Genomic DNA, 24,666 nt, shown 5'->3' with positions numbered 1-24,666 from the left:
CAAGGGTCAGGTGGTATTTCTACCTAACTTGCTTTCTTGGTGGTCTTCTTGGCAGCAGCTTTCTTCTTGGGGGCTGCCTTTTTCTTTGTGCCTTTCTTGGCCGCGCGTTCATTGACCAGTTCGATGGCCATTTCCTGGGTCACATCCTCGGGTTTGATGTCTTTGGGGATCGTCGCGTTGACCTTTTCCCATTTCACATACGGTCCATAGCGCCCGTCCAACACCTGCATCGCGCCGCCGTCGGGATGGTCGCCCAGCTCTTTCAGCGGCTTCGCGGCCGCCCGACGTCCGCGACCTGGATTGGCGCGTTTTTCGGCCAACAGTTCGACGGCGCGGTTCATGCCGATCTCAAACACATCGTTCGGGTCTTTGAGGTTGGCGTAGACGGGCTTTGCCTCGTCGGCCAACTGATGCATTAGATAAGGTCCAAAGCGACCAAAGTTCGAACTGATCATGCCGCCTTCGGGGTGCTCGCCGATCTGACGGGGCAAGGACAGAAGAGTCAGCGCTTTCTCCAGATCCATGTCGTCTTTGCTCCAGCCACGGGGCAGGGACGCACGAGGAGGCTTCTTGTTCTCAGGCGTGGGCTCTCCGCGCTGGACATATGGCCCAAATCGACCGGATTTCAGCCAGATCTCATCGCCCGCATCTTCGCCCAGCAAACGCTCGTCACCTTCCGCGCCCTCACCAGCGATCGGACGGGTATAAGTGCACTCAGGATAGTTGCCACAACCGACAAACCCGCCGGTGCGCGAAGTTTTCAGATGTAACTGGCCAACACCGCATTTCGGGCAAATGCGCGGGTCCGAGCCATCTTCACGCGGCGGATACAGCTGCGGTGCCAGCGCTTCGTCCAGCTTGTCCAGCACTTCCGAGATACGTAGCTCCGATGTCTCACCAATCGCGGCAGAGAAATCGCGCCAGAACTTGCCCAGCAGATCCTTGTAGTCGCGTTCACCTGCGCTGACGTCGTCAAGCTCTTCTTCCAGATTGGCGGTGAACTCGTAGCCCACATACTGGCGAAAGAAATTCAGCAGGAAGATGGTGACGATCCGGCCCTTTTCTTCGGGGATCAGCCGATTCTTGTCTTTACGTACATATTCACGATCCTGAATCGTGGTGACAATCGAGGCATAGGTCGACGGACGCCCGATCCCCAGCTCTTCCATCCGTTTGACCAGCGTGGCCTCTGTATAGCGCGGCGGCGGTTGGGTGTGATGCTGCAGCGCCAGAACGGATTCGTTCTCGGCCAGAATGGCGGCCTTTTCCGAGTCGGCGGTGGCCTTGGCAAACTGATCACGCAGCGAGGTCTTGGCAAAACGTGCGGGATCGCCCTGCATGATCTGTGGCAAGCGCTTGTCGTCATCGTCGACCACGTCATCGCGGCCTTCTTCGTAAACGCGCATGAAGCCATCGAACAGCACCACCTGACCGGTGGCGCGCAGGCCAACCTGACCGTCCGTGCTGGTAATCTCGACAGTCGTGCGTTCAAGCCGTGCGGCAGCCATCTGACAGGCAATGGTGCGTTTCCAGATCAGATCATAAAGCTTGCGCTGATCCTCATCGGTCACCTTCAGCGCCTTAGCATCGCGCGACATATCTGTCGGGCGAATACACTCGTGTGCTTCCTGAGCGTTCTTGGCCTTGTTTTTGTACATGCGCGGGCTGTCTGGCACGTATTCCGCACCATAACGGTCGGCGATTGCATCGCGCGCTGCCGCCACGGCCTCGGGGGCCATGTCGATACCGTCGGTTCGCATGTAGGTAATGTATCCGGCCTCATACAGCCGCTGGGCCACCTGCATCGCATGGCGTGCGCCCATGCCGAACTTGCGGCTGGCTTCTTGCTGTAAGGTCGACGTCATGAACGGGGCAGAGGGGTTGCGCGCGGCAGGCTTGGCCTCGACCGATGTCACGCTCAGATCACGGCTGGTTATCGCCTGAACCGCCAGTTCGGCTTGCGTTGCATTCGCTAGATCGTGCTTGTCCAGTTTCTTGCCTGCCAGCGTGACTAGACGCGCCTCGTAGGTTTGTCCCCGAGGCGTCTCGAACACAGCCTTGACCGACCAGTATTCGACCGGCTTGAAGGCTTCGATCTCCATCTCGCGTTCGACGATGAGGCGCAGGCAGACCGATTGCACGCGCCCCGCTGAACGGGCACCCGGCAACTTGCGCCACAGAACGGGCGACAGGTTGAACCCTACCAGATAGTCCAGCGCGCGGCGGGCCAGATAGGCCTCGACCAGCGGCATATCGACCTCACGCGGGTTCTGCATCGCCTCGGTCACGGCGTCCTTGGTGATCGCGTTGAACGTCACACGGCTGACTGGCGTATCCTTCTTGATCGAACGCCGCTTGGTCAGCGCTTCTTGGAGGTGCCAGCTGATTGCCTCGCCTTCTCGATCAGGGTCGGTCGCGAGGATCAGTGCGTTGTCTTCTTTCAGAGCGTCGGCGATCGCCTTGACATGCTTACGGCTGTCATTGCCGACCTCCCATTTCATTGAAAATTCATGCTCGGGATCGACCGACCCATCCTTCGGTGGCAGGTCCCGCACATGGCCATATGAGGCCAAAACGGTGTAGTCGGGGCCAAGATACTTATTGATCGTTTTTGCTTTGGCCGGAGATTCTACAACAACTACGGGCATTTAAGAGGAATCCTCGCTCGACGGATTTTGCGCTTTGTATGACCGTGCAAAATGTGTGGGGCAAGATCGAATTGTCAATGCGTTCGTTTTCACTACTAAAAATACTCTGAATTCAAGCCGGTTCTGGCCGCACCGCTCGCGGAATCCGGTGTCGAATCCGTTCGATAGCTTAGGCGCAAAGTGACAGCAGGCCGCCTGGTTGCCGCTGAATCTTGCCCTCAAGCTCCAGATCGACCAACACAGGGCCGACTTCGCCCGCAGATGCAGCGATGTCCCGGATCAACTGGTCTTCCGCGATCGGAGATGGGCCAAGTCGAGTCAGTATCGCCTCGTGCAAGGCTTGGGGCGTGATTTCAGCAGAGTCTGCCTCGGGTCCAAGGGGTAGGATTTGTTGGGCAGAAGATTGTAGCTGTTGCTTGGGCAAAGCATCAATCACGTCTTCTGCATTGCGGACGAGTGTCGCCCCGTCTCGGATCAGCAGATTGCATCCTGCCGCGCGGGCGTCAAAGGGATGGCCGGGCACGGCCAGAACCTCGCGCCCTTGGTCCAGGGCGTCCCGCGCGGTGATCAAGCTGCCGGATTTCGCCGCGGCCTCGACAACGACCACTGCCTGCGCCAGACCCGAGATAATGCGATTGCGGCGCGGAAAATGTCGTGCCTGAGGCGTTGTGCCCATCGGTTGTTCAGACAGACGAAGTCCGGTGTCTGCGATATCTCGCGCCAGATCGGCATTTTCGGCCGGATAGATCACATCAACCCCACCTGCCAACACTGCCACAGTACCGGTCGCCAATGCGGCGAAGTGCGCCGAGGTGTCAATGCCGCGGGCAAGCCCCGAGACCACGACATAGTCTTGCTTACCCAGATCCGTCGCCAACGCCCGCGCCATGCGCGCGCCCAGCGAAGAACAGTTCCGTGCCCCGACCATGGCAATTGCCCGGCGTTTCAAGATCGACGGATCGCCGATTGCCCAAAGCATCGGGGGCGCATCCGAAAGGTCACATAACGCGTAAGGGTAATCGGCGGCCCCAAGGCACAAAAGCTGCGCTTTGGCGACCTTTGCGGCCTTGAGCTCCGCCTCAATTACGCCGGGCGGGCAGATTTCATAATCCTCGATCCCGGCAGCGCGCGCCATTTCCGGCAACGCGGCCAGCGCGTTCTGCGCCGAGCCATGTTCGCGCAATAAGCGCCGGAATGTTGCCGGCCCTACTTTGCGTGAGCGCAACAGACGGAGCCAGGAAAACCGGTCCTCTTCCGTGGTGGGTGGGAGTGGGGGGTGATTGGAAGAAAGCTGCTCTTCGGTCATCCGATGCTCCGCCTGATTGCAAAACTGGTTTACGGTGCAGCGGGTTAACAGCCTGTGAATCTTAGAAAATTAGATCGGTATTTTTCGAGCCTATCCCTCGGAGAGATAATTATGTCATTGAAAGAAAAAGAGAAAATTCGTGCGAATTTTCTTGGCACACATAGTCCATGGATGAGTTTTTGATTTGACGCGAAGGGTAGTGTGTTAACCCTTCGCGCCTTGATTCTTCTTTTGAGCCGACTCAGGTGGCAGAGCCGCCCACAGTCAGCCCATCCATCAAAACGGTAGGTTGGCCGACACCGACCGGCACCCATTGCCCATCCTTGCCACATGTGCCCATGCCGGGATCCAGCGCCATGTCATTGCCCAGTCCCCGAATGCGTTTTAGCGCCGAGGGGCCGTCGCCAATCAGCGTCGCGCCTTTGACCGGAGCGCCGATCTTGCCGTTCTCGACACGATATGCCTCGGTGCAGGAGAACACGAACTTGCCGTTGGTGATGTCGACCTGGCCACCGCCGAAGCCCACAGCCCAGATACCGTCTTTGATATCTGCCACCAACGAGGCCGGATCGGCATCGCCACCCAACATGATTGTGTTGGTCATGCGCGGCATCGGTTTATGGGCATAGCTTTGACGCCGGCCGTTCCCGGTTGGAGAAACGCCCATCAGGCGTGCGTTCTGTCGGTCCTGCATATATCCGGTGAGGATTCCATCCTCGATCAGAACTGTACGCGAACTGGGTGTACCCTCGTCATCCATTGATATCGAACCGCGTCGGTCTGCAATCGTCCCATCATCCACGACTGTTACACCTTTCGAAGCGATCTGCTGCCCCATCAGCCCGGCAAAAGCGGAACTGCCCTTGCGGTTGAAATCACCCTCAAGCCCGTGGCCGATGGCCTCGTGCAACAGAATGCCGGGCCATCCGGGGCCCAACGCGACTTCCATCACGCCGGCAGGTGCAGGGACGGCATCCAGATTGACCATCGCGATCCGCAGAGCCTCACGCGCCTTATCTTGCCAGTCTGAGGGATCGATCAAGCCATCCAGCCCCACGCGACCGCCACCTCCGGCAGAACCGCTTTCGCGTCTGCCGTTCTGTTCTACGATAACCGAGATGTTCAGGCGGGTCATCGGGCGTATATCGCGCACCTGCACACCATCGGGGCGAAGAATCTCGACCTCCTGCACTGCAGCGGCAATCGTGGCGCTGACTTGCACAACCCGGGAATCCAGACCACGGGTAAAAGCGTCTATCTCGCGCAGTGTCTCGATTTTGACCGGGAAGGCGGCGGATTCGATCGGGTCTTCATCGGTATATAACCTGGTATTGGTGGCACGTGGTGGCCCGGCCAGCGTCCCACCACCATCGCCGACCGCCAACCGTGCGGTTTCGGCTGCGCGCTTCAGAGAGGGAATCGAAACATCCGTTGAATGCGCGTATCCAGCCACTTCACCCTGCACCGCGCGAAGACCGAATCCCTCGGAAGCGTCGTAAGAGGCTGTGCGCAATCGACCGTCATCAAACACCAAAGATTCGGATTTGCGCCGTTCTACGAACAGTTCCCCATCCTCGGCGCCATCAGTTGCAGCCTTCAGTACAGCAAGCGCTTCATCCTTCGGAAGGACGCTTTCAAACGGGCGAAACGGGGCCTGAGTCATCAGTTGTGACCTTTCGGGTTTGATCCAGATCAAAAATAGCGTCTGTTTGACGCAAGCATTTTGCTTTATCTACCCGACGGAATATGGTTTTTAACGCGGCCAAAGACAACGGGAGAGGTGCGACCGATTCACACCTTTTCGCGAGAGACGCAAAGATCAAACGATCAGGACAGAAAATGAAGAATGCTTTGATGCTTTCCGGGCTTGCTACGGCCCTCTCCAGCCTTCCCGCCATGGCTCAGGAGCTTGAGATTATTGGCAAGCCGGTTGACGGCGGCATAGGGTTCCAGCCTGCTGCCACCAGCCTTGCCGAAGGGATTCAGTCGCTGGACAACATGATTCTGGTGATCATCACCGCGATCTGTGTGTTTGTTGCGGGTCTGCTGGTTTACTGCATCGTACGCTACAACCAGCGCGTAAACCCGAACCCGGCTCGGTTCTCGCATTACACTCCGGTTGAGATTGCCTGGACTTTGGGCCCGATCCTGATTCTGGTCTTCATCGGGGCTTTCTCGCTGCCGGTTCTTTTCAAGCAACAAGAGATTCCCGAAGGCGACATCACCATCAAAGTCGTGGGGAACCAGTGGTACTGGACCTACGAATATGTCGATCATGACTTTGCCTTCGATAGCTATCTCCTGGGCCACCCGGCCACCCTCGACGAGGGCGCGCGCCCGGCGGATGCCGACGTAACACCGTTTGTTCTGGACGATGCGATGCGGGCGAAGCTGGCCGATGCAGGCTATGGCGAAGACGAATGGCTGCTCGCCACCGACACCGCGGTCGTTGTTCCGGTCGGCAAGATTGTCGTGATGCAGGTTACTGCATCGGACGTGATCCATTCCTGGACCATTCCTTCGTTCGGCGTGAAGCAGGACGGCGTTCCTGGTCGTCTGGCCGAACTGTGGTTCGAAGCAGACAAGGAAGGCGTCTATTTCGGACAGTGTTCTGAGCTGTGCGGTAAAGACCATGCCTATATGCCAATCACTGTCAAAGTGGTCAGCGAAGAGGCATATGAACAGTGGCTGCAGGGCGCGCTTGAAGAGTATGCAGGTCAGCCTGCTTCCTACCAAGTGGCCTCGAACTAAGCCCTTTGCGGCCTAGGTAAACACATGCGGGCTGCGCGGAAATCGCGCAGCTTTTGCCCCGAAAAGGACCGGATATGAGCGACGCAAGCTTCAATGCCAGCACCGTCTCTGCGCAGACCCGCGCGGACGAGGCCAGCTTTGGTGATTATTTCGCCCTGCTGAAGCCGCGCGTGATGTCGCTGGTCGTATTCACGGCTTTGGTCGGACTGCTTGCGGCTCCGGTTCCGATACATCCGTTTGTTGGCTTCTGCGCCATCCTGTTCATCGCTATTGGTGGCGGTGCATCCGGCGCGCTGAACATGTGGTGGGACGCGGATATCGACCGCGTGATGAAGCGCACCAAAGGCCGTCCAATCCCCTCTGGCAAAGTTGAAGAAGGCGAGGCATTGGCGCTTGGTCTGGCTCTGTCTGGCCTGTCCGTGATTATGCTGGGTTTGGCAACCAACTGGTTTGCAGGGGCGTTTCTGGCCTTCACTATTTTCTTCTATGTTGTCGTCTACACGATGTGGCTGAAACGCTCGACGCCTCAGAACATCGTCATTGGTGGTGCCGCGGGGGCGTTCCCGCCGGTCATCGGATGGGTCGCGGCCACTGGCTCGATGACGCTCGAACCGTGGTTGATGTTTGCCCTGACATTCATGTGGACACCTCCGCATTTCTGGGCGTTGGCCTTGTTCATGCGCTCGGACTATGACGATGCCGGGGTGCCGATGTTGACCGTCACCCATGGTCGACGCGCGACGCGCTGGCATATTCTGGTCTATACCGCGTTGCTGGCGTTGCTGGCGGTGGGGACTGCGTTCTCGGATATCGGAGGCCCGATTTATCTAGTTGTTGCGCTGGTTCTGAATGGCTTGTTTCTGCGGGGGGCCTGGCAGATTTCTCGTCGAAACGAAGACGATTCGGAGGCCGATAACTTCAAGGTCGAACGCAGTTTCTTCAAGCTGTCGCTGCTGTACCTGTTTCTGCATTTCGGCGCGATTCTCGTCGAGGCCCTGTTGAAACCTTACGGATTAGGAGGCTGGTCATGAGCCTGCGCAAAACTCACGAACTTCACCAAAGACGGTTCAGCCGCAATCTGGGCGTCGGCCTGACACTGGCCGCGTTCATCGTGATCATCTTCGGCCTGACAGTCGTCAAGGTCTCGAACACAGATTTTAGTCTGGCGACGCAGCAGGTGCAGAACTGATGAAGTTGACGGGGCCACAGAAAACGGTCGCGCAACTGGTCGGCGTCGTCGTCCTTATGGGCGGTTTGGCATGGGCAGCGGTGCCGTTTTATAATTGGTTCTGCCGGGTCACGGGGTATGGAGGGACCACCGGGGTTGCCGAGAAAGCCCCTGATGACATTCTCGACCAAGTGGTGACGGTCCGATTTGATGCCTCCAAGGCCAAGGGTATGCCGTGGGACTTCAAGCCCGTCGAACGCGAGATGAAAATACGTATCGGTGAGACAGGTCTGGCGTTCTACGAAGCGTACAATCCAACCGACAAGCCCGTCGCAGGGCAGGCGTCCTACAACGTGGCGCCCTATTCCGCCGGGGGGTATTTTCAGAAAATCGCCTGTTTCTGCTTCGATGAACAGGTGTTGGAGCCGGGTGAGCGAGTCGAGATGCCCGTTACGTTCTTCGTCGATCCCGAACTGATCGAAGATCCCGAAGCAAAATATGTGCATACGATCACGCTGTCGTATACATTCTATGAGATTGATCTGCCCGAGGGCTATGCCGCCCTTGATGTGCAGGCTGAAACAAACAAGAACTAACGCCTGTAGGTGAGGGACGCTGATGGCACACGCAAAAGACCATGATTACCACATTCTGAACCCGTCAATCTGGCCACTGATCGGCGCGGTAAGCGGATTTGTGATGCTGTTCGGGGCCGTTCTTTGGATGCACGGGATTACCCCGTGGATCTTCTGGATGGGGCTGGTCGGGGTTCTTTATACCATGTTTGCATGGTGGTCCGAAGTCGTGGTTGAAAGCCGTCAGGGCGATCATACGCCGGTCGTGCGTATCGGCCTGCGCTATGGCTTTATCCTGTTCGTGATGTCCGAGGTGATGTTCTTCTTCGCCTGGTTCTGGTCGTTCTTCAAACATCGCATGTATCCGATGTACGACTATGCCGGTACTGAATACATCCAGCCGGATATCCACGCCGTTGATCCGTTCCACCTGCCGCTGATCAACACTTTGGTCCTGTTGCTGTCGGGTTGTGCGATTACTTGGGCCCACCACGCGCTTGTTCATGACAATGACCGCAAGGCGCTGATCAATGGTCTGGCCATTGGTATCGTTCTGGGCATCGCCTTTACTGCGCTTCAGGCGTTTGAATACTATGAGTTACTGGCCCATGAGGGTTGGGAGTTCGGTGGCGATCAGTTCTATTCGAACTTCTTCATGGCAACCGGTTTCCACGGCGCGCATGTGATTATCGGCACCATCTTCCTGTCGGTCTGTCTGATCCGCGCCCTGAAGGGGGACTTTACGCCCGAGAAACACGTCGGTTTCGAGGCTGCCGCTTGGTACTGGCACTTCGTTGACGTCGTCTGGCTGTTCCTGTTTTTCGCCGTCTACATCTGGGGTCAGGCCCCGCTGATGTAACGCCACGCAGGTGATCCAATTGCAAAAGCCGCCCCACGGGGCGGCTTTTTCTCAATCAGGGGCGCAAGATTGCGCCCCATACAATTACATGGTTGCACTTCGGTTCACGTGCCCCTTAACAAGGCGCCGGTTCCCGCAACAAGGTCTGATCCCAATATGCGTCGCATTCTGTTTCTGCTGATCTTCGGCTTTGCCGGTCTGGGCCTGCTGTTGTCGCTGGGCATTTGGCAACTGCAGCGGCTGACCTGGAAACAGGAGGTGCTGGCCGAAATCGAAAGCCGCATCGCTGCCGATCCTGTCGCCTTGCCATTGCAGGTGTCCGAAGATGCGGACAAATACCTGCCGGTGACGGTCACAGGCGAGATCGAACCGGGTGAGATCCACGTTTTGGTTTCGGTCAAGCAGGTGGGGCCGGGGTATCGGATCATCCAGTCCTTTACCACCGACGACCGGACTATTCTGGTGGATCGCGGCTTTGTGCCGACCACAGCCAAGCAGGCTGTTCGCCTGACTGGCCCGATGGAAATCACCGGCAACCTGCACTGGCCCGATGAAGTTGATGGCTACACGCCTGACGCAGATATTGACGGCAACATCTGGTTCGCCCGTGATGTGCCCAATCTGGCCGCCGCGCTGGGGGCTGAGCCGGTGTTGCTAATTGCCCGCTCGGAAACCGATCCGAATGTAACGCCAATGCCGGTGGATACGGCGGGCATCCCCAACGATCATTTGCAATATGCAATCATCTGGTTTGGTCTTGCTCTGGTCTGGGCCGCAATGACCGGATATTTCCTGTGGCGCAGCCGTGCCAATTCCGAAAGTGACGCGACATGAAATACATCTCAACCCGCGGGCAGGCGCCCGAACTGACCTTTGAAGAGGCGATGCTGACCGGACTGGCCCGTGATGGTGGTCTGTACTTGCCCGCTGAAATTCCGGTGATGTCGCAGGACGAAATTGCTGCGTTGGCTGGCCTGTCCTATGAAGAAATCGCATTCCGCGTGATGTGGCCCTATGTGAGTGGCTCGTTCTCCGATGATGAGTTCAAAAAGATCATAGCGCGCGCTTATGAGGGCTTCGGCCATGACGCCCGCGCGCCCTTGAAGCAGCTGAACGAGAACCATTTTCTACTGGAGCTGTTTCACGGACCCACACTGGCCTTCAAAGATTTTGCCATGCAGCTAATCGGCCAGCTGTTCCAGGTCGCGCTCAAACGGCGCGAAGATCGCGTTACCATTGTCGGCGCGACGAGCGGTGACACCGGTTCTGCCGCAATCGAAGCGTTCCGTGGGCTGGATGCGGTGGATGTGTTCATCCTGTTCCCGCATGGCCGTGTTTCGGAAGTGCAACGCCGTCAGATGACGACTCCTGCCGACAGCAATGTGCACGCTTTGGCCGTGGATGGCGATTTCGATGACTGTCAGGCCGCGCTGAAAGACATGTTCAACGATTTCGACTTCCGTGATGGGGTGAAGCTGGCCGGGGTGAACTCGATCAACTTCGCCCGTGTGCTGGCACAGATCGTTTACTATTTCACCGCCGCCGTCAGCCTCGGCGCGCCACATCGCAAGGTCAGCTTCACCGTGCCGACAGGGAATTTCGGCGATATCTTCGCAGGCTATCTGGCCAAACGCATGGGGCTGCCCATCGATCGTCTGGTGGTGGCGACCAACCAGAACGACATTCTGCATCGCTGTCTCTCGGGCGAGGGATATTTCAAGGGCGATACGATCCCCTCAATCAGCCCTTCGATGGATATTCAGGTTAGCTCGAACTTTGAGCGCGCATTGTACTACGCCTATGGCGAAGGTGGCGGCGCAGTCGCTCAGTTGATGGACGAACTCAAGAGCGGAGGCTTCAATGTCAGCCAAGGCGCAATGGAGGCTCTGCGAGAAAGCTTTGACTCGGGCCGCGTTTCTGAGGACGAGACGCTTGAGACGATCAGGCGCACGATGGTCCACAGCGCCGAGTTGGTTTGTCCGCACACCGCCGTTGGGATCAAAGTGGCTGAAGACCACCGCGCTGCCGATGTGCCCATGATCACGCTCGCAACCGCGCATCCCGCGAAGTTCCCGGCGGCGGTCGAGAAGGCAAGCGGCGAACATCCGCCTCTTCCATCCCGCATGTCTGATCTATATGAACGTCCGGAACGGGTGACCCGCATAGCAAATGATCTGGGCACCCTCGAGGATCATATCAGAAGGCATATTGCTGGGTGACTGTCAGACAAGACCAACTGAAGAACGGATTTCGTATCGTCAGTGAACATATGCCGGGGCTGCAATCTGCGGCCATCGGCATCTGGGTAACCGCCGGTGGGCGGCACGAGCGGATCGAGCAGAACGGTATCGCGCATTTCCTTGAGCATATGGCGTTCAAGGGAACCCAGCGGCGTTCTGCGCTGCAAATCGCCGAAGCGATCGAGGATGTGGGCGGGTACATCAACGCCTATACCTCGCGCGAAGTTACGGCCTATTATGCACGCGTACTGAAGGACGATGTGGCGCTGGCCATGGATGTCATCGGCGACATCGTCCTGAACCCGGTGTTCGACCCGCGCGAGATCGAGGTCGAGCGCGGCGTGATCCTGCAGGAGATCGGTCAGGCCTATGACACACCTGACGATGTGATCTTTGACTGGCTGCAAGAGCAGAGCTATCACGACCAACCCCTTGGCCGCACCATTCTGGGCCCGACCGAGCGCGTCAGTGCGTTTTCCCGTGAGGACTTGTCGGGTTTCGTGGCCGAACACTACGGGCCGGAACAGATGATCCTGTCTGCAGCTGGAGCTGTGGACCACGATGCGCTGATGAAACTGGCCGAAGAGATGTTCGGCCACCTGCAGCCGCGCAAGGGTCTGATCCCCGACGCTGCGCGGTTCACTGGTGGTGAGGCGCGGCAGGAGAAAGAGCTGGAGCAGGCGCATTTCGCGCTGGCGCTGGAAAGTCCGGGCTATCGCGATGATGCGATCTATACGGCCCAGATTTACTCGACCGCTCTGGGTGGAGGCATGTCCTCGCGCCTGTTTCAGGAAGTGCGCGAAACGCGCGGGCTTTGTTATACGATCTTTGCTCAGACCGGTGCTTATGCGGATACCGGTACGACAACGATTTACGCAGGCACCTCGGCCGATCAGGTGGGCGAATTGGCGACGATTACCATCGACGAGATGAAGCGCGCTGCCGAAGACATGAGCGCAGAAGAGGTTGCCCGTGCGCGGGCCCAGATGAAGGCCGGGATGCTGATGGGGCTGGAAAGCCCGTCGAACCGGGCCGAACGGCTGGCGCGGCTGGTGCAGATCTGGGGACGTGTGCCCTCGCTTGAGGACACCGTGGCCAAGATCGATGCGGTCAGCACCGAGGACGTGCGTGCTTTTGCCGAAGACATGGCAGTCAAAGCCCCTGCAGCGCTGGCGCTATATGGGCCGGTCTCGGGCGCACCGACGCTGGTGGATCTGCAGGAGAGGCGTGCGGCGTGATGCTGTTAGGCAGACGCAAGCTAAAACTCGAAACCGAGCGCTTGACGCTGCGCCCGCCCATGCATTCCGACTTCAACGACTGGACCGCCTTGCGGCGTGCTTCAAAGGACTATCTGGTGCCGTGGGAGCCGGTTTGGGCCAAGGACCATCTGAGCCGAAAGTCGTTTACCAACCGGGTCTATTGGGCCCAGCGCTCAGTCGCGAGTGGAACGGCGATACCTCTGTTCCTGTTTCGTCGCACAGACAATATTCTGCTAGGGGCGATCACGTTGGACAATGTTCGCCGTGGTCCGGCGCAGGCTGGCACCTTGGGCTATTGGACCGGGCAGGCCTTTGCGCGTCAGGGGTTCATGCGCGAAGCAATTGGCGCCGTTGTTCATCACGCCTTCACCCGTCTGGATTTAAGCCGGATCGAGGCCGCGTGTTTGCCTGAGAACAAGGCCTCTCGCGGTCTGCTGGAAAGCTCAGGCTTCAAATACGAAGGCGTGGCGCAGTCTTATCTGCAGATCAATGGGCGCTGGCGAACGCATGTTCTGTATGCCAGCCTAAGGTCCGATCGTCGGGGCAAGACTGAGGCAGGCTAGAGGGCTCTGCCACCAGGCATGGCAAGCCTCCTGTCATGGAGATATCCGTGGCCAGTTCAACAAGGGCATGACTTGTTGGCCCATTGCGCTACACTTGCCCTATGTGGCGGTTTGTTGCGGGACTGATGATGATTGCAGGCGGGGCTGTGGCGCAGGAGCGGCGGCCTAGTCACTGTATCGCCATCGCAGATGCGGCACCGGGGATTGAATATCTTCACAAAGCGGCGTGGCAGGATCCCGTGCCCGAGTTTTCGGTTCGTATCAGCTATGTCGCGCATGCATCGTTTCTGATCCAGACGCAGGGCGGGCTGAACGCGGTGACCGATTTCACCGGTTTTATCGGCGGCGCTGCGCTAATTCCTGACGTGGTCACAATGAACCATGCGCACAGCACCCACTGGACTGCCCATCCCGATCCGGCCATCCCGTATGTCTTGCCGGGCTGGGGCGAGTTCGGCGAAGGCATCGAGCACCATCTTGATCTGGGTGAGATGCTGATTCGCAATGTGTCGACCGATATCCGTTCGGCCTATGGCGGTATTGAAGATCGCGGAAACTCGATCTTTGTGTTCGAGGTCGAAGGGTTGTGCATCGGCCATCTGGGGCATCTGCATCACATTCCGTCGGATGAACAATTCGCTGCACTGGGGCGGCTGGATGTGGTCATGGCGGCGGTGGACGGAGGCACCACGATGCCCTTGCCCGAGATGGTTCAGGTTCTGAAACGCCTCAAAAGCTCGGTCATTATCCCGATGCATTGGTTCTCGGACTTTTCGCTTGAGCGGTTTCTGGTGGATATTCGGGATGAATTCCCGGTTGAACGGGATGGGGTGTCCGAGATTGTCGTCTCGTTGCGCACGCTGCCCGACAGGCCGACGGTTGTGGTGCTGGAGCCTCAGTACCTGATAGAGCTGGAATAGGGCTTGTCGCGGCCCGTGGCCTTTGGCAGGGAAGAGCCATGAAACTGAACCCTGCAGACAGCCGCCTTGCCGAAGCAATCAGAGCCCGATTGGGTGCTGACGTTTTGCGCCCGATTGCAGATCGTTACCTTGAAGAGCCGCGTCAGCGGTTTGTCGGGCAGCCCGGTTTGCTTGCCTTGCCACGCACTGTGGAAGATGTGTCGGCTCTGGTGCAATTGGCCGCAGACGCTCGGGTGCCTGTTGTCCCTTATGGCGGCGGCACCGGTCTGGTAGGAGGGCAGGTTGTTCCGGATGGTCCTGTCCCTTTGATCGTTTCCCTGGAACGGATGACGGCGATACGCGCGACTTACCCCACCGAGAACATACTTGTGGCCGAGGCCGGTGCCATTCTGGCCGATGTCCAAACCGCCGCTGAAGACGCGGACCGTCTATTTCCCCTGTCGCTGGCTGCGCAGGGTTCTTGCCGGATTGGCGGCAATCTGGCCACCAATGCGGGTGGCGTGAATGTGCTGCGCTATGGCAATGCACGCGATCTGTGCCTGGGGCTTGAAGTGGTATTGCCCAGTGGTGAGATATGGCACGGGCTTAGCCGGTTGCGTAAGGACAACACCGGTTATGACCTGCGTAACCTGATGATCGGGTCCGAAGGGACACTTGGCATCATCACCGCGGCAGCGTTGAAGCTGTTCCCGCGACCCAGGGGCGTTGGAACTGCAATGTTTCAGGTCTCCTCACCCGAGGCTGCCATTGATCTGTTGTCAGTGGCGCGGGATCAAGTGGGGGAAGCGGTCAGTACGTTTGAGTTGATCCATGGGCAGGGCCTCGAATTCCTGACCGAGGTTTTGCCCGACGTGCGGCAACCCTTTGCGGCAACACCAGAATGGAGTGTGTTAATCGAGCTGGGCCTGTCTGTCGGCCAAGACCCTTCGGACATGCTTGAGGCGATTTATGTCGCCGCTGATGAGCGCGATCTGGTCCGCGATGCGGTTATCGCGCAGAGCGAAGCACAGCGGTCCGAACTCTGGGCCGTGCGCGAGCGCATCCCCGAGGCCAACCGGCTGATCGGGTCAGTTTCCAGCCATGATATCTCGGTTCCAATTTCCCGCATTCCAGAGTTCATTCGGCGCGGTGCGGATGTGGTGGCCGGGCAGGGGCCGTTTCGCGTAAACTGCTTTGGCCATCTGGGCGACGGTAATTTGCACTACAACGTATTTCCACCTGCCGGGCAGGATAAGGCGGAGTTTGTCGCACAGCGGGGCGCGGTCAAACGCGCGGTACATGATCTGGTTCATGAATTTGGTGGATCGGTCAGCGCCGAACACGGTGTCGGTCGGCTCAAGACAGATGATCTGGAGCGCTATGGTGATCCGGTCAAGTTGCAGGCCATGAGGGCGATTAAAACAGCGCTTGATCCTCAGGGGATTATGAACCCCGGGGCGGTTCTGGCCTAATAGACGCGCCCCGGACGTATACCGGGGCGCTGCGGTTCTTTACGACGCGGGCAGAATGACCTTGTCGATCACATGGATCACGCCGTTCTCGGCTTCGATATCGGCTTGCACAACGTTGGCATCATTCACCATGACGCCATTGTCGAGATCGATGGTGATATCTCCGCCCTGCACGGTGGCGGCGGTCATGTCATCGGACAGATCACCCGACATCACTTTGCCCGGGACAACGTGATAGGTCAGCACTGCGACCAACTGGTCCTTGTTTTCGGGCTTCAACAGATTTTCGACCGTGCCCTCGGGCAGCGCTGCAAAAGCCTCATCCGTTGGGGCGAAAACGGTGAACGGCCCTTCGCCTTTCAGCGTTTCAACCAGTTCGGCGGCCTGAACGGCAGCGACGAGCGTTTCAAAACTGCCCGCGCCCACCGCAGTATCGACGATATCCTTGGCGTGCCCATCTGCCAACGCAGAGGTGGTCAACAGAAAACTGGCAACTCCAGCAACAGCGAATTTGCGCAACATGACATGATTTCCCTTGTTGAGAATGCCTTAGGTGGCATCATTCGGGGTACGCAGTCAGGTCGCGACAAGATCACAGAATCCAGAGGCAACTGTTTCTTGAATGTGACCCCAATCGCGCTAAGCCTGCGGCGCACGCGATTTCCAGTCACGAGTTTGTGAAGTTTGTGGAGATCAGAGCCCTTCGAACTCGCACAGAACGTGCACGTCCATGCCCAAATCTTCCAGCGCTTTGCGACCACCCAATTCGGGCAGATCGATGATGAACGCGCATGAGATGATCTCGCCGCCCAGCCGTTCGATCAGCTTGATCCCCGCGGCGGCGGTGCCTCCGGTAGCCAGAAGATCATCAACGACCAGGATCTTCTCACCCGGCTGGATGGCGTCATCGTGAATTTCGACGATCGCCTCGCCATATTCCAGCTTGTAGTCCTGGCTGATCGTGGTGCCGGGCAGTTTGCCCTTTTTGCGGATCGGCACGAATCCAACGCTCAGCTGGTGGGCAATCGCACCGCCCAGAATAAAGCCGCGCGCCTCAAGGCCCACAACTTTGTCGATTCGCTCACCGGCGTAAGGGTGCAACATCTGGTCGATTGCCATGCGGAACCCACGCGGGTCGGCAAACAGGGTGGTGACATCGCGGAACATGATCCCTTCATGCGGGAAATCGACGATGGTCCGAATGTAATCCTTGACCGTTTTGTTTCTGGACATGGGCCACCCCTTTGGCATCAAACACGCGCGGGGTATTTCGCCCATAAGGTGCGGTCATGCAAGAGAACTCTGGCCCCTGCGGCTACTTGCTGCGGCCGCGCATGTCGTTAGGCAGGCCGTAGTAGCGATACAGCGCGTTCGGAAGCCAGGACAGGTGCGGCTTGCGCCAGTTGCGTCGATCCCGAAGAAGAATGGCTTGCGCGACATGAAGGTTCATTGCTTTAATCTCACTTTTGCTGTTATGTGCGCGATATCTACATTTTATATTCTATGTATATACAATGCATCGCGCTTAGAATCAAGGGCAGGACGGGGACTGGACGTGTGACCAAGAAAGATGGAAAGAAATCTACCAAGAAAAACAGTCAGTTGATTTTGCGTCTCGACAAGGATGAGCGCGATGCATTCGTCGAGTTGTGCAGGGATCTGGACACCTCCGCCGCCCGCGAAATTCGCCGGTTTATCCGGGGGTTCATGAAGGAAAACGCTGAAAACTGAAATCACGCCGGGCGGCGCAGAACCGCTGTGGCGATGCCCATTCCGATCAGGGTCAACCCTCCGAACCGGGTCATGGTCGTGATGACATTCGCGCGTCCGATCATCCGGCGCAGCTTGTCCGCCAGCAGCGCGTAGGCCAGCGCGTTCAACCCCGCGAGACCCACAAATGTTGCGATCAGGATCGCGAATTGCGGACCCAAAGGCTCGGCTGGACGCAAGAATTGCGGTACGAAAGCGATGAAGAAGGCAATGGACTTCGGGTTCAGCGCGGTGACCGCAGCGGCATGGCCAAAAACACTGCGGGCGGTCACGTCACGTTCGGTTTCAATTGCTTGCAGCCCGCCCGACGGCGCGCTGCGCAGGAGTTTGACACCAAGCCAGACAAGATAGGCTGCCCCAACCCATTTCAGCACGGTAAACAGTGTGGCAGAGGCCAGCACCAGCGCCCCCAGCCCCAGCAGCGACGCGGTCATCGCCACCAAATCCCCCAATGCGACCCCAGTGGCCGAGGCAACCGCCACACTGCGTCCTTTCGACAGCGCATAGCTAAGCACCAGCAACACGGTCGGGCCTGGGATCAGCAGCAGCGCGGTCGAAGCGGCCACAAAGGCCAGCCAGATTTCAATGGACATGGAGTATCCTATTAGAGTGTTTCCCACAGCAAGCCTTGGCACGACGTATTGGTCAAGGCTTTGCGGGCACATTCTCGTGGTGAAACACCGTCTCCAACGGGTTGGCGTTCGGATTTGCGAAGCCGGGGTCGCCTAAATACCAAGGACATGGGGCAGGGAATTCAAGCGTGCAATGCGGTCTGGGATTGCCGCAACAGGTTTAAGATTGGATGAAGCTTGGCTTATGCATCTTGAAACGCCTCCAATGTACCCCACTCTCGCAATGCGACCCAAAGGAGGGAGTCATGGTTCAAACCCAACACGCTGAGGCCGATACCGGCCGCGCCAGATCCGATGTCGAGCGCCTCAAAAGCATCTTGGTAGGACTGCTGTTGGCCGGGGCGATCTTGTATGCGGGCGTCCTCGGATACATGTTTTTCAACCAGCAATCTCTACTGTACAAACCCGAAGGTACGTTACCGGATCCGGCTTCGGTGGGGTTGGCGGATGTTGATGCGCTGTCGCTGACAATGGCTGATGGTACTGCCCTGACGGTCTGGGCTGCACCCGCTGCAATCCCGGATGCACCGACCGTCCTATTCTTCCACGGCCAAAGCGGCAATCTGGGGGACCGTGCTGAACGGCTGCGCGAAATCCTCAACTCGGGCTACGGGCTGCTTGCCCCCAGCTATCGCGGCTTTCCGGGCAGCGAAGGCGAGCCCTCGGAACTGGCGCTGATCTCTGATGGAGTTCAGCTCTATGACAGGCTGGCGGGTCAGGGCAAAGCTGTGGTGCTGCACGGTCAGAGCCTCGGCACCGGCATTGCCGCCGCTGTGGCTGCCGAGCGTCCCGATGCAGAACTTCTGGTGCTTGAGGCCCCGTTCACTGCAACCGTTGATGTCGCGGCGGAACGCTATCCTTTCCTGCCGGTCTCAGCCTTGATGAGGGATCAGTTCGCCACACGTGACCTTATCGAACAGATCTCGGTGCCGACGTTGATTTTTCACGGCACCGAGGATGAAACTATTCCACTGCATCACGGAAAAGCTCTGGCCGAGATGTCCGATACCGCGCAGATTTACGTGATCCCCGACGGCACCCACAACGATTTGTGGTCGCGTGGCCTATGGGACGAGGTGCAAAAGAACCTGTCTCAGAACTGAGTTCATAACACCCGCCCAGCCACAGCATCCAGCTTGGCCAACAATTCCGGATCGCGCTTTTCAGGCGCGGTCAGGATGGCATACTCCAGCGCCCGGTCGCAGCCATGCGGGCAGGGCGCACGGTCGGTCCCCAGCATAGCGGGTAGACCTTTGACCAATGCCCGGCCTTTTTCCGCATTACCGGTCAGCGTGGCGATGATGGCGGCCACGTCGACTTCACCGTGATCAGGGTGCCAGCTGTCATAGTCGGTGACCATGGCAATTGAGGCATAACAAAGCTCGGCCTCGCGGGCGAGTTTCGCTTCGGGCATGTTGGTCATGCCGATCACGTCGCACCCCCATTGCTCGCGGTATAATTTGGATTCCGCCAATGACGAGAACTGCGGTCCTTCCATCGCCAGATAGGTTCCACCTCGGTGGATGGTGATGCCAGCCGTCTTGCCAGCAGTCTCACAAGCGTCCGACAGGCGCGGGCAGGTCGGATGTGCAACACTGACATGGGCGACGCAGCCAGTCCCGAAAAAGCTCTTTTCACGGGCAAATGTTCGATCGATGAACTGATCCACGATCACGAAATCACCCGGCGCCATATGTTCGCGGAACGACCCGCAGGCCGAGACCGAGATCACATCCGTTACGCCAAGCCGTTTCAACGCGTCGATATTGGCGCGATAGGGCACCTCGGTCGGCGAGTGCACATGTCCGCGACCGTGACGCGGCAAGAAGGCCATTTCGACCCCATCCAGCGACCCGGTCAGGATCTGATCCGACGGATCGCCCCATGGCGTTTCTACTGTGACCCACTCGGCATTCTCCAGACCATCGATGTCATAAATGCCCGATCCTCCAATGACGGCGATTTTTGTTTGGGTCACGAGTGCTCTCCGTTGAAAATTCCTGCTGTGTGAGTTCTGCGGGCCACAGCACCTTTTGACAAGTGGGTTCAACGGTTTGTGTGCGCTTGGGTCAAGCTATGCGCAGGGCGCATATCAGGGTCCCGCCTGGCGCGGTATCTCGAGACCGGTTTGACCGCTAGAAGGCCCCTTTCGCGCGAACAATACCGACCAACAGGACCGATCCATGCCCCGAGCCATGCTGGCAAGCTTTGCCAATCGTATAGCCAAACCCGATTTGCGCTGGGTCCCGGATGAGGGATTGACCTTTTCCCGCCTGCGGATCGAACTGCTGTCCGGTCTCACCGTCGCCTTGGCGCTGGTCCCCGAAGCCGTGGCCTTTGCCTTTGTCGCCGGGGTGCACCCTCTGGTCGGGCTTTACGCGGCGTTTCTGGTCGGTCTGATCACTGCGTTGATCGGTGGTCGCCCCGGCATGATCTCGGGCGCGACCGGGGCGCTTGCGGTTGTCATGGTCGCACTGGTCGCACAACACGGGATCGAATACCTGTTCGCAACGGTGGTGCTGATGGGGATTATGCAGATCATCGCAGGTGCGATGCATTGGGGCCGGTTCATCCGACTTGTGCCGCATCCGGTGATGCTGGGCTTTGTGAACGGCCTGGCGATTGTGATCTTTCTGGCGCAGCTGGGGCAATTCAAAGTGCCCGGAACCATGGAAAATACCGGCCACGGCATGGGCGGTGGCGAGTGGCTTTCAGGCCTACAGCTCTACACAATGCTGGGTCTGGTTGCTCTGACCATGGCTGTGATCTGGATCATGCCCCGCATCACCCGCGTCATCCCAGCGCCTCTGGCCGGGATTTTTGTTGTCGCTGCTTTGGTCATTGGCATTGGGCTGGACGTCCCGCGTGTCGGTGATCTGGCTTCGATCGAAGGCGGCCTGCCCAGCTTCCATATACCTATGGTGCCGCTGAACTGGGAGACCTTTGAAATCATCCTGCCCTATGCCCTGATCCTTGCCGCAATCGGTCTGATTGAATCCCTGCTGACGCTGAACCTTGTGGGTGAGATTACCGGCAAGCGCGGTGGTGCCTCGCAGGAATGTATCGCGCAAGGCACAGCGAACGTGGTCACTGGCTTCTTCGGCGGTATGGGCGGTTGTGCGATGATCGGTCAGTCGATGATCAACGTGAAGTCAGGCGGGCGCACGCGTATCGCAGGTATCGCTGCAGCGCTGTTTCTGTTGCTCTTCATCCTAGTGGGTTCGCCTCTGATCGAGCAGATTCCACTGGCCGCACTTGTCGGTGTGATGTTCATGGTGGTGATCGGAACCTTCGCCTGGAATTCGCTGAAGATCATGCGCAAAGTGCCTTTGATGGATGCGTTCGTGATCGTACTGGTGACAGTCGTCACCGTGATGGAAGACCTTGCGGTGGCTGTTGTGGTCGGTGTGATTGTCTCTGCCCTGGCTTATGCATGGAATAACGCCAAACGCATCCACGCGGTTACGCGCGACTCGGAAACGGAAGAAGGGGCGAAGGTCTATGAAATTCAGGGCCCGCTGTTCTTTGGTTCGTCCGAGGGCTTCGTGGAGCTGTTCGACGTAAGAAACGACCCCGAGACCGTCATCATCGACTTTGCAGCCAGCCGTGTGGTGGACCAATCCGCGCTGCAGGCTATCGAAAACATCGCCGCCAAATACGAAGCGGCTGGCAAACGCGTCATGCTGCGGCACCTGAGCCGTGACTGTCATACACTGCTGAACAAGGCCGGCCATCTGATGGTCGACAGCGATGATGACCCGGATTACGAACTGGCTGTGGATTATTCGGTCCGCACCGGTATTCTGGGCGGGCACTGAATACGCGAAAGGGCGGCCGGATTGGCCGCCTTATATCTCAGAAGCAATGCGCTCCAACGCATCGATATTGCCTGAAAGCAAGGCATCTTCGGCCCGAGTGATGGTTTCTGCGGGCCAATCCCACCATCGCAAGTCTTGCAGCCTTTCAATCACATCGCGATCAAAACGATAGCGCCGGACTTTTGCCGGATTGCCGGTAACGACTGCATAGGGTGGAACCTGACCCCGCACGACCGAGCCTGCGCCAACAATCGCGCCATTTCCGATCTGCGCTCCGGGTAAAATCAAAGCTCCGTAACCGATCCAGACATCGTGCCCGATAACGGTATCACGTGTATCAGGCTGGTAGCCTGACATGCGATCCGGATCGAAGATTGGAAATGGAAAGCAGGTCAAGCCATCGGTCGCGTGATTTGCGGAGGCAGTGATAAACCTTACTCCATGAGCGATTTGGCAGAACTTGCCCAGCATCAGCTTTTCTTCTGAAAAGGGAAACAGATACGGTGCAAGCCGCTGCGCCCAGTCCTTCGGTGCATCGAAATCCGACGCATAAGTGTAAGCTCCTGCCTCAAAGCGGGGATGATCGATGGCCTGAGACAGAAACACTGTTCCGTTGTGGCTAGAGCCGTCGGGCAGAACAATCGGATATCTGCGTGTAGGATCAGGCAGTGGCATTAGTCATCCGGGCGTGAAAGGCTGAACAATTCTGTCACCACAGAATAGTCCCGATAACCCAACCGCGCGAGCGGGTTGAATGAGGTCACGTCAAGTTTGCCGTCACGGATGTGGTCATCGTGCAGGTGCACACCAGTGACCTCTCCGAACACCACCCGATTGGACTCACCCGGCAGAGTTACGATCTGAGTAAGTTTGCATTCCAGCGCTGCGGGCGCTCCCTCGACCCGAGAGCAATTTATGGTTTCGCATTCAACGCGTGTCAGCCCAGCATGAGTGAACTCGTCGACGTGCTTTCCCAAACCCTCTGAGCTGGCATTCATTGCATCGCGATGCGCATGGGCCACCACGTTGACGCAGAATACCTTCGTGGCCTCGATATTGGCGATGCTGTCCTTGCCGCCATCCTGATCGTGTTTGGAGCCGGTTGAGGCGAACATCACCTGAGGCGGTGTATAAGCGACACCATTGAAGAAGGAATACGGGGCCAGATTGTTGATCCCGTCAGCATCGCGCGTCGAAATCCAGCCGATCGGGCGTGGGGTTATGATGGCGTTGAAGGGGTTGTGCGGCAGGCCGTGGCCGTCTTCGGGGCGATAGAACATATGGACTCCAAGCGTTTGCCCAAGGCCTATCGAAGTGCTAGGGCGATTTCCAGCAAGGATAAGAGGGCGCGCGTGCAGCAATTCAAGATCAGGCCGGAAGAGCCGGAAGACTGGTGGGAGGTCGAAGCGCTCTATGATCTGTGCTTTGCTCCGGGGCGCGAGGCGTTGTCGTCTTATCGTCTGCGTGATGACGTGCCGCCTGTCGCTGGCCTGTCGCAGGTCGCGCGCGATGGGCAGGGCATTCTGGCTGGTGCAATCCGGTTTTGGCCCGTGCATGTGGGTGAACATGACGCGCTGCTGCTAGGTCCAGTGGCGGTCCACCCGACCCATCAAGGCGAAGGGTTGGGCGGATATCTGATCCATCAGGGGGTAGAGGCCGGACGCGCCAAAGGGTGGGATCGCGTCATGCTTGTGGGCGATGCGCCCTATTATGCCCGGTTCGGGTTCACCCCGCTGACGGGTGTCGAAATGCCCCCGCCCACCAACCCTGATCGCATACTGGGTTTGGAACTGACCCCCGGAGTTTGGTCCGAAATTCAGGGGCTTGTTAGTCGCTGGACCCGTTGACCCATTGAAAACCCGCTGCAAAGTCCCGATGTTTTCAGGACAGGAGGGCACAGATGCAGGACGTGGTTCTTGTCGAAAAACTCGATCCTGAGGCCGAGCTTGATCGGCTTGCGCAGCTGTACGGTGCGGCAGGTGGCGCAGGAGTGAATCTGCTGAACAAGCTTGGTGGTTCGGCGGAATCCTTATTGGATCAGTTACCTAAGCCGGTGCGAGAAGGTCTGACCGAAGCAACCGAACAGGCGCTTTGGCTTGCCATGCATGCGGCCGAAGGCTCTCGGCGTGCCGTGCCGGACCAGAAACCATGGGTCAACACAGCCTTGACTACTGCCATGGGCGCAGCCGGAGGTCTGGGTGGAGTGTCCACAGCACTTGTCGAGCTGCCCGCGACAACCGCCATGATGCTGCGCGCGATCCAAGGCGCAGCGATGCGGGAAGGATTTGATCCGACCGCCGAGAACGTGAAATTCGACTCGATCCGAGTGTTGTCAGCCGCAGGTCCTTTGGCCGAGGATGACGGGGCTGATCTGGGCTTTTTCTCAATGCGCATGACCCTGACCGGACCGACCATGCAACGCCTCATTGCGATGGTGGCGCCGCGCCTGTCCGTAGTGCTGGGCCAGAAGCTGGCGGCGCAGTCTGTACCGTTGCTTGGGGCGCTTGCCGGGGGCGGTACAAATTTTGTCTATACCCGCTACTACCAGCAGATCGCGCATGTGCATTTTGGGCTGCGTCGATTGGCGATTGATGCCGACATCCCTCATGACGAGCTGGTGCGGCGTTTGTCGGGGCGGATGGCTCTGAACAAGGGGGCTTTCCCGTAAAGCTTGGCAGACTCTGCCGGATATGATAAATATCACTT

The 24,666-nt window shown here is 58.2% G+C and carries 26 protein-coding genes; 16 read left to right on the top strand and 10 right to left on the bottom strand.

The annotated features are described in order from the left end of the window. Positions 1–23: 23 nt before the first annotated feature. The 3 genes from topA to tldD all read right to left on the bottom strand — a co-directional run bounded on the left by topA (position 24) and on the right by tldD (position 5,617). Positions 24–2,648, bottom strand: coding sequence for a type I DNA topoisomerase (gene topA / locus ACR0EN_RS12780; protein ID WP_170564715.1), 2,625 nt, complete (start codon positions 2,646–2,648; stop codon positions 24–26). Between the two features lie 169 nt (positions 2,649–2,817). After that, a complete protein-coding gene (gene dprA, locus ACR0EN_RS12775) occupies positions 2,818–3,954 on the bottom strand; it encodes a DNA-processing protein DprA (RefSeq protein WP_480587064.1) in 1,137 nt (378 codons plus the stop codon). Between the two features lie 241 nt (positions 3,955–4,195). Continuing rightward, positions 4,196–5,617 carry a metalloprotease TldD gene (gene tldD / locus ACR0EN_RS12770; protein ID WP_170663870.1) on the bottom strand — a complete coding sequence of 474 codons (1,422 nt, stop codon included), beginning with the start codon at positions 5,615–5,617 and terminating at the stop codon, positions 4,196–4,198. A gap of 176 nt (positions 5,618–5,793) precedes the next feature. On the opposite strand from tldD, the gene coxB reads away from it, so the two are divergent. The 11 genes from coxB to ACR0EN_RS12715 all read left to right on the top strand — a co-directional run bounded on the left by coxB (position 5,794) and on the right by ACR0EN_RS12715 (position 15,740). Next, entirely contained in the window at positions 5,794–6,705 is a 912-nt protein-coding gene (gene coxB, locus ACR0EN_RS12765) for a cytochrome c oxidase subunit II (RefSeq protein WP_170647529.1), read from the top strand. A gap of 74 nt (positions 6,706–6,779) precedes the next feature. Continuing rightward, positions 6,780–7,736 carry a heme o synthase gene (gene cyoE, locus ACR0EN_RS12760; RefSeq protein ID WP_170397322.1) on the top strand — a complete coding sequence of 319 codons (957 nt, stop codon included), beginning with the start codon at positions 6,780–6,782 and terminating at the stop codon, positions 7,734–7,736. Further along, on the top strand, positions 7,733–7,894 hold the full coding sequence (locus ACR0EN_RS12755) for a hypothetical protein (RefSeq protein WP_170397320.1): 162 nt from the start codon (positions 7,733–7,735) through the stop codon (positions 7,892–7,894). The genes cyoE and ACR0EN_RS12755 overlap by 4 nt, the downstream gene beginning before the upstream one ends. After that, positions 7,894–8,469 carry a cytochrome c oxidase assembly protein gene (locus ACR0EN_RS12750; protein ID WP_480587061.1) on the top strand — a complete coding sequence of 192 codons (576 nt, stop codon included), beginning with the start codon at positions 7,894–7,896 and terminating at the stop codon, positions 8,467–8,469. Before ACR0EN_RS12755 ends, ACR0EN_RS12750 begins: the two co-directional genes overlap by 1 nt. Positions 8,470–8,491: 22 nt before the next feature. After that, the gene (locus tag ACR0EN_RS12745; protein ID WP_170397316.1) at positions 8,492–9,307 is read left to right on the top strand and encodes a cytochrome c oxidase subunit 3; all 816 of its coding nucleotides are present in this window, start codon (positions 8,492–8,494) and stop codon (positions 9,305–9,307) included. Positions 9,308–9,463: 156 nt separating this feature from the next. Further along, positions 9,464–10,141, top strand: coding sequence for an SURF1 family protein (locus tag ACR0EN_RS12740; RefSeq protein WP_170424281.1), 678 nt, complete (start codon positions 9,464–9,466; stop codon positions 10,139–10,141). Then, positions 10,138–11,526 carry a threonine synthase gene (gene thrC, locus ACR0EN_RS12735; RefSeq protein WP_480587058.1) on the top strand — a complete coding sequence of 463 codons (1,389 nt, stop codon included), beginning with the start codon at positions 10,138–10,140 and terminating at the stop codon, positions 11,524–11,526. Before ACR0EN_RS12740 ends, thrC begins: the two co-directional genes overlap by 4 nt. Continuing rightward, positions 11,523–12,785, top strand: coding sequence for a M16 family metallopeptidase (locus ACR0EN_RS12730; RefSeq protein WP_170626462.1), 1,263 nt, complete (start codon positions 11,523–11,525; stop codon positions 12,783–12,785). The genes thrC and ACR0EN_RS12730 overlap by 4 nt, the downstream gene beginning before the upstream one ends. Then, on the top strand, positions 12,785–13,369 hold the full coding sequence (locus ACR0EN_RS12725) for a GNAT family N-acetyltransferase (RefSeq protein WP_170397308.1): 585 nt from the start codon (positions 12,785–12,787) through the stop codon (positions 13,367–13,369). The genes ACR0EN_RS12730 and ACR0EN_RS12725 overlap by 1 nt, the downstream gene beginning before the upstream one ends. A gap of 128 nt (positions 13,370–13,497) precedes the next feature. Continuing rightward, positions 13,498–14,289 (top strand): MBL fold metallo-hydrolase, encoded by a 792-nt coding sequence (locus tag ACR0EN_RS12720; RefSeq protein WP_480587201.1) that lies wholly within the window; start codon positions 13,498–13,500, stop codon positions 14,287–14,289. A 38-nt stretch (positions 14,290–14,327) separates the two neighbouring features. Continuing rightward, positions 14,328–15,740: an FAD-binding oxidoreductase gene (locus ACR0EN_RS12715; protein WP_480587055.1), complete on the top strand. Its 1,413-nt coding sequence runs from the start codon at positions 14,328–14,330 to the stop codon at positions 15,738–15,740. A gap of 39 nt (positions 15,741–15,779) precedes the next feature. Here ACR0EN_RS12715 and ACR0EN_RS12710 read toward each other — a convergent pair whose 3' ends face one another. The 3 genes from ACR0EN_RS12710 to ACR0EN_RS12700 form a co-directional block, all read right to left on the bottom strand. Next, on the bottom strand, positions 15,780–16,262 hold the full coding sequence (locus ACR0EN_RS12710; protein WP_170397302.1) for a fasciclin domain-containing protein: 483 nt from the start codon (positions 16,260–16,262) through the stop codon (positions 15,780–15,782). Between the two features lie 171 nt (positions 16,263–16,433). Continuing rightward, positions 16,434–16,973, bottom strand: coding sequence for an adenine phosphoribosyltransferase (locus tag ACR0EN_RS12705; RefSeq protein ID WP_010441681.1), 540 nt, complete (start codon positions 16,971–16,973; stop codon positions 16,434–16,436). Between the two features lie 82 nt (positions 16,974–17,055). Beyond that, positions 17,056–17,190, bottom strand: coding sequence for a hypothetical protein (locus ACR0EN_RS12700; RefSeq protein ID WP_480587052.1), 135 nt, complete (start codon positions 17,188–17,190; stop codon positions 17,056–17,058). A gap of 107 nt (positions 17,191–17,297) precedes the next feature. On the opposite strand from ACR0EN_RS12700, the gene ACR0EN_RS12695 reads away from it, so the two are divergent. Next, positions 17,298–17,471 (top strand): hypothetical protein, encoded by a 174-nt coding sequence (locus tag ACR0EN_RS12695; RefSeq protein WP_170404284.1) that lies wholly within the window; start codon positions 17,298–17,300, stop codon positions 17,469–17,471. Positions 17,472–17,473: 2 nt separating this feature from the next. On the opposite strand, the gene ACR0EN_RS12690 is transcribed toward ACR0EN_RS12695, so the two are convergent. Then, on the bottom strand, positions 17,474–18,103 hold the full coding sequence (locus tag ACR0EN_RS12690; protein WP_170397298.1) for a LysE family translocator: 630 nt from the start codon (positions 18,101–18,103) through the stop codon (positions 17,474–17,476). A gap of 284 nt (positions 18,104–18,387) precedes the next feature. Here ACR0EN_RS12690 and ACR0EN_RS12685 point away from each other — a divergent pair, with 284 nt between their 5' ends. Beyond that, positions 18,388–19,245, top strand: a complete 858-nt coding sequence (locus tag ACR0EN_RS12685) for an alpha/beta hydrolase (protein ID WP_170511369.1) — start codon at positions 18,388–18,390, stop codon at positions 19,243–19,245. A gap of 2 nt (positions 19,246–19,247) precedes the next feature. Here the strand turns inward: ACR0EN_RS12685 and ACR0EN_RS12680 are convergent, their stop codons facing one another. Then, positions 19,248–20,120, bottom strand: a complete 873-nt coding sequence (locus ACR0EN_RS12680) for an S-methyl-5'-thioadenosine phosphorylase (RefSeq protein WP_170511367.1) — start codon at positions 20,118–20,120, stop codon at positions 19,248–19,250. Positions 20,121–20,325: 205 nt separating this feature from the next. Here ACR0EN_RS12680 and ACR0EN_RS12675 point away from each other — a divergent pair, with 205 nt between their 5' ends. Next, the gene (locus tag ACR0EN_RS12675) at positions 20,326–21,960 is read left to right on the top strand and encodes a SulP family inorganic anion transporter (protein WP_480587049.1); all 1,635 of its coding nucleotides are present in this window, start codon (positions 20,326–20,328) and stop codon (positions 21,958–21,960) included. A gap of 30 nt (positions 21,961–21,990) precedes the next feature. On the opposite strand, the gene ACR0EN_RS12670 is transcribed toward ACR0EN_RS12675, so the two are convergent. Both ACR0EN_RS12670 and ACR0EN_RS12665 read right to left on the bottom strand, forming a co-directional pair. After that, on the bottom strand, positions 21,991–22,635 hold the full coding sequence (locus ACR0EN_RS12670; RefSeq protein WP_170397291.1) for a CatB-related O-acetyltransferase: 645 nt from the start codon (positions 22,633–22,635) through the stop codon (positions 21,991–21,993). After that, positions 22,635–23,240, bottom strand: coding sequence for a flavin reductase family protein (locus ACR0EN_RS12665; protein ID WP_480587045.1), 606 nt, complete (start codon positions 23,238–23,240; stop codon positions 22,635–22,637). The genes ACR0EN_RS12670 and ACR0EN_RS12665 overlap by 1 nt, the downstream gene beginning before the upstream one ends. Positions 23,241–23,312: 72 nt before the next feature. On the opposite strand from ACR0EN_RS12665, the gene ACR0EN_RS12660 reads away from it, so the two are divergent. Next, positions 23,313–23,807 carry a GNAT family N-acetyltransferase gene (locus ACR0EN_RS12660; protein WP_170397287.1) on the top strand — a complete coding sequence of 165 codons (495 nt, stop codon included), beginning with the start codon at positions 23,313–23,315 and terminating at the stop codon, positions 23,805–23,807. Positions 23,808–23,860: 53 nt separating this feature from the next. Further along, positions 23,861–24,628 carry an EcsC family protein gene (locus ACR0EN_RS12655; protein WP_170404266.1) on the top strand — a complete coding sequence of 256 codons (768 nt, stop codon included), beginning with the start codon at positions 23,861–23,863 and terminating at the stop codon, positions 24,626–24,628. The last annotated feature ends 38 nt before the right edge of the window (positions 24,629–24,666 follow it).

This window comes from Ruegeria sp. AB7, assembly GCF_056542625.1.
Note: the sequence above shows the minus strand (reverse complement) of the source record. Positions and strands in the feature narration are given on the sequence as shown.

Excerpts from the sequence above, each read along its gene's own strand:
- topA (WP_170564715.1), bottom strand. The coding sequence starts at position 2,648 with ATGCCCGTAGTTGTTGTAGAATCTCCGGCCAAAGCAAAAACGATCAAT.
- dprA (WP_480587064.1), bottom strand. The coding sequence starts at position 3,954 with ATGACCGAAGAGCAGCTTTCTTCCAATCACCCCCCACTCCCACCCACC.
- tldD (WP_170663870.1), bottom strand. The coding sequence starts at position 5,617 with ATGACTCAGGCCCCGTTTCGCCCGTTTGAAAGCGTCCTTCCGAAGGAT.
- coxB (WP_170647529.1), top strand. The coding sequence starts at position 5,794 with ATGAAGAATGCTTTGATGCTTTCCGGGCTTGCTACGGCCCTCTCCAGC.
- cyoE (WP_170397322.1), top strand. The coding sequence starts at position 6,780 with ATGAGCGACGCAAGCTTCAATGCCAGCACCGTCTCTGCGCAGACCCGC.
- ACR0EN_RS12755 (WP_170397320.1), top strand. The coding sequence starts at position 7,733 with ATGAGCCTGCGCAAAACTCACGAACTTCACCAAAGACGGTTCAGCCGC.
- ACR0EN_RS12750 (WP_480587061.1), top strand. The coding sequence starts at position 7,894 with ATGAAGTTGACGGGGCCACAGAAAACGGTCGCGCAACTGGTCGGCGTC.
- ACR0EN_RS12745 (WP_170397316.1), top strand. The coding sequence starts at position 8,492 with ATGGCACACGCAAAAGACCATGATTACCACATTCTGAACCCGTCAATC.
- ACR0EN_RS12740 (WP_170424281.1), top strand. The coding sequence starts at position 9,464 with ATGCGTCGCATTCTGTTTCTGCTGATCTTCGGCTTTGCCGGTCTGGGC.
- thrC (WP_480587058.1), top strand. The coding sequence starts at position 10,138 with ATGAAATACATCTCAACCCGCGGGCAGGCGCCCGAACTGACCTTTGAA.
- ACR0EN_RS12725 (WP_170397308.1), top strand. The coding sequence starts at position 12,785 with ATGCTGTTAGGCAGACGCAAGCTAAAACTCGAAACCGAGCGCTTGACG.
- ACR0EN_RS12720 (WP_480587201.1), top strand. The coding sequence starts at position 13,498 with ATGATTGCAGGCGGGGCTGTGGCGCAGGAGCGGCGGCCTAGTCACTGT.
- ACR0EN_RS12715 (WP_480587055.1), top strand. The coding sequence starts at position 14,328 with ATGAAACTGAACCCTGCAGACAGCCGCCTTGCCGAAGCAATCAGAGCC.
- ACR0EN_RS12710 (WP_170397302.1), bottom strand. The coding sequence starts at position 16,262 with ATGTTGCGCAAATTCGCTGTTGCTGGAGTTGCCAGTTTTCTGTTGACC.
- ACR0EN_RS12705 (WP_010441681.1), bottom strand. The coding sequence starts at position 16,973 with ATGTCCAGAAACAAAACGGTCAAGGATTACATTCGGACCATCGTCGAT.
- ACR0EN_RS12700 (WP_480587052.1), bottom strand. The coding sequence starts at position 17,190 with ATGAACCTTCATGTCGCGCAAGCCATTCTTCTTCGGGATCGACGCAAC.
- ACR0EN_RS12690 (WP_170397298.1), bottom strand. The coding sequence starts at position 18,103 with ATGTCCATTGAAATCTGGCTGGCCTTTGTGGCCGCTTCGACCGCGCTG.
- ACR0EN_RS12685 (WP_170511369.1), top strand. The coding sequence starts at position 18,388 with ATGGTTCAAACCCAACACGCTGAGGCCGATACCGGCCGCGCCAGATCC.
- ACR0EN_RS12675 (WP_480587049.1), top strand. The coding sequence starts at position 20,326 with ATGCCCCGAGCCATGCTGGCAAGCTTTGCCAATCGTATAGCCAAACCC.
- ACR0EN_RS12670 (WP_170397291.1), bottom strand. The coding sequence starts at position 22,635 with ATGCCACTGCCTGATCCTACACGCAGATATCCGATTGTTCTGCCCGAC.
- ACR0EN_RS12665 (WP_480587045.1), bottom strand. The coding sequence starts at position 23,240 with ATGTTCTATCGCCCCGAAGACGGCCACGGCCTGCCGCACAACCCCTTC.
- ACR0EN_RS12655 (WP_170404266.1), top strand. The coding sequence starts at position 23,861 with ATGCAGGACGTGGTTCTTGTCGAAAAACTCGATCCTGAGGCCGAGCTT.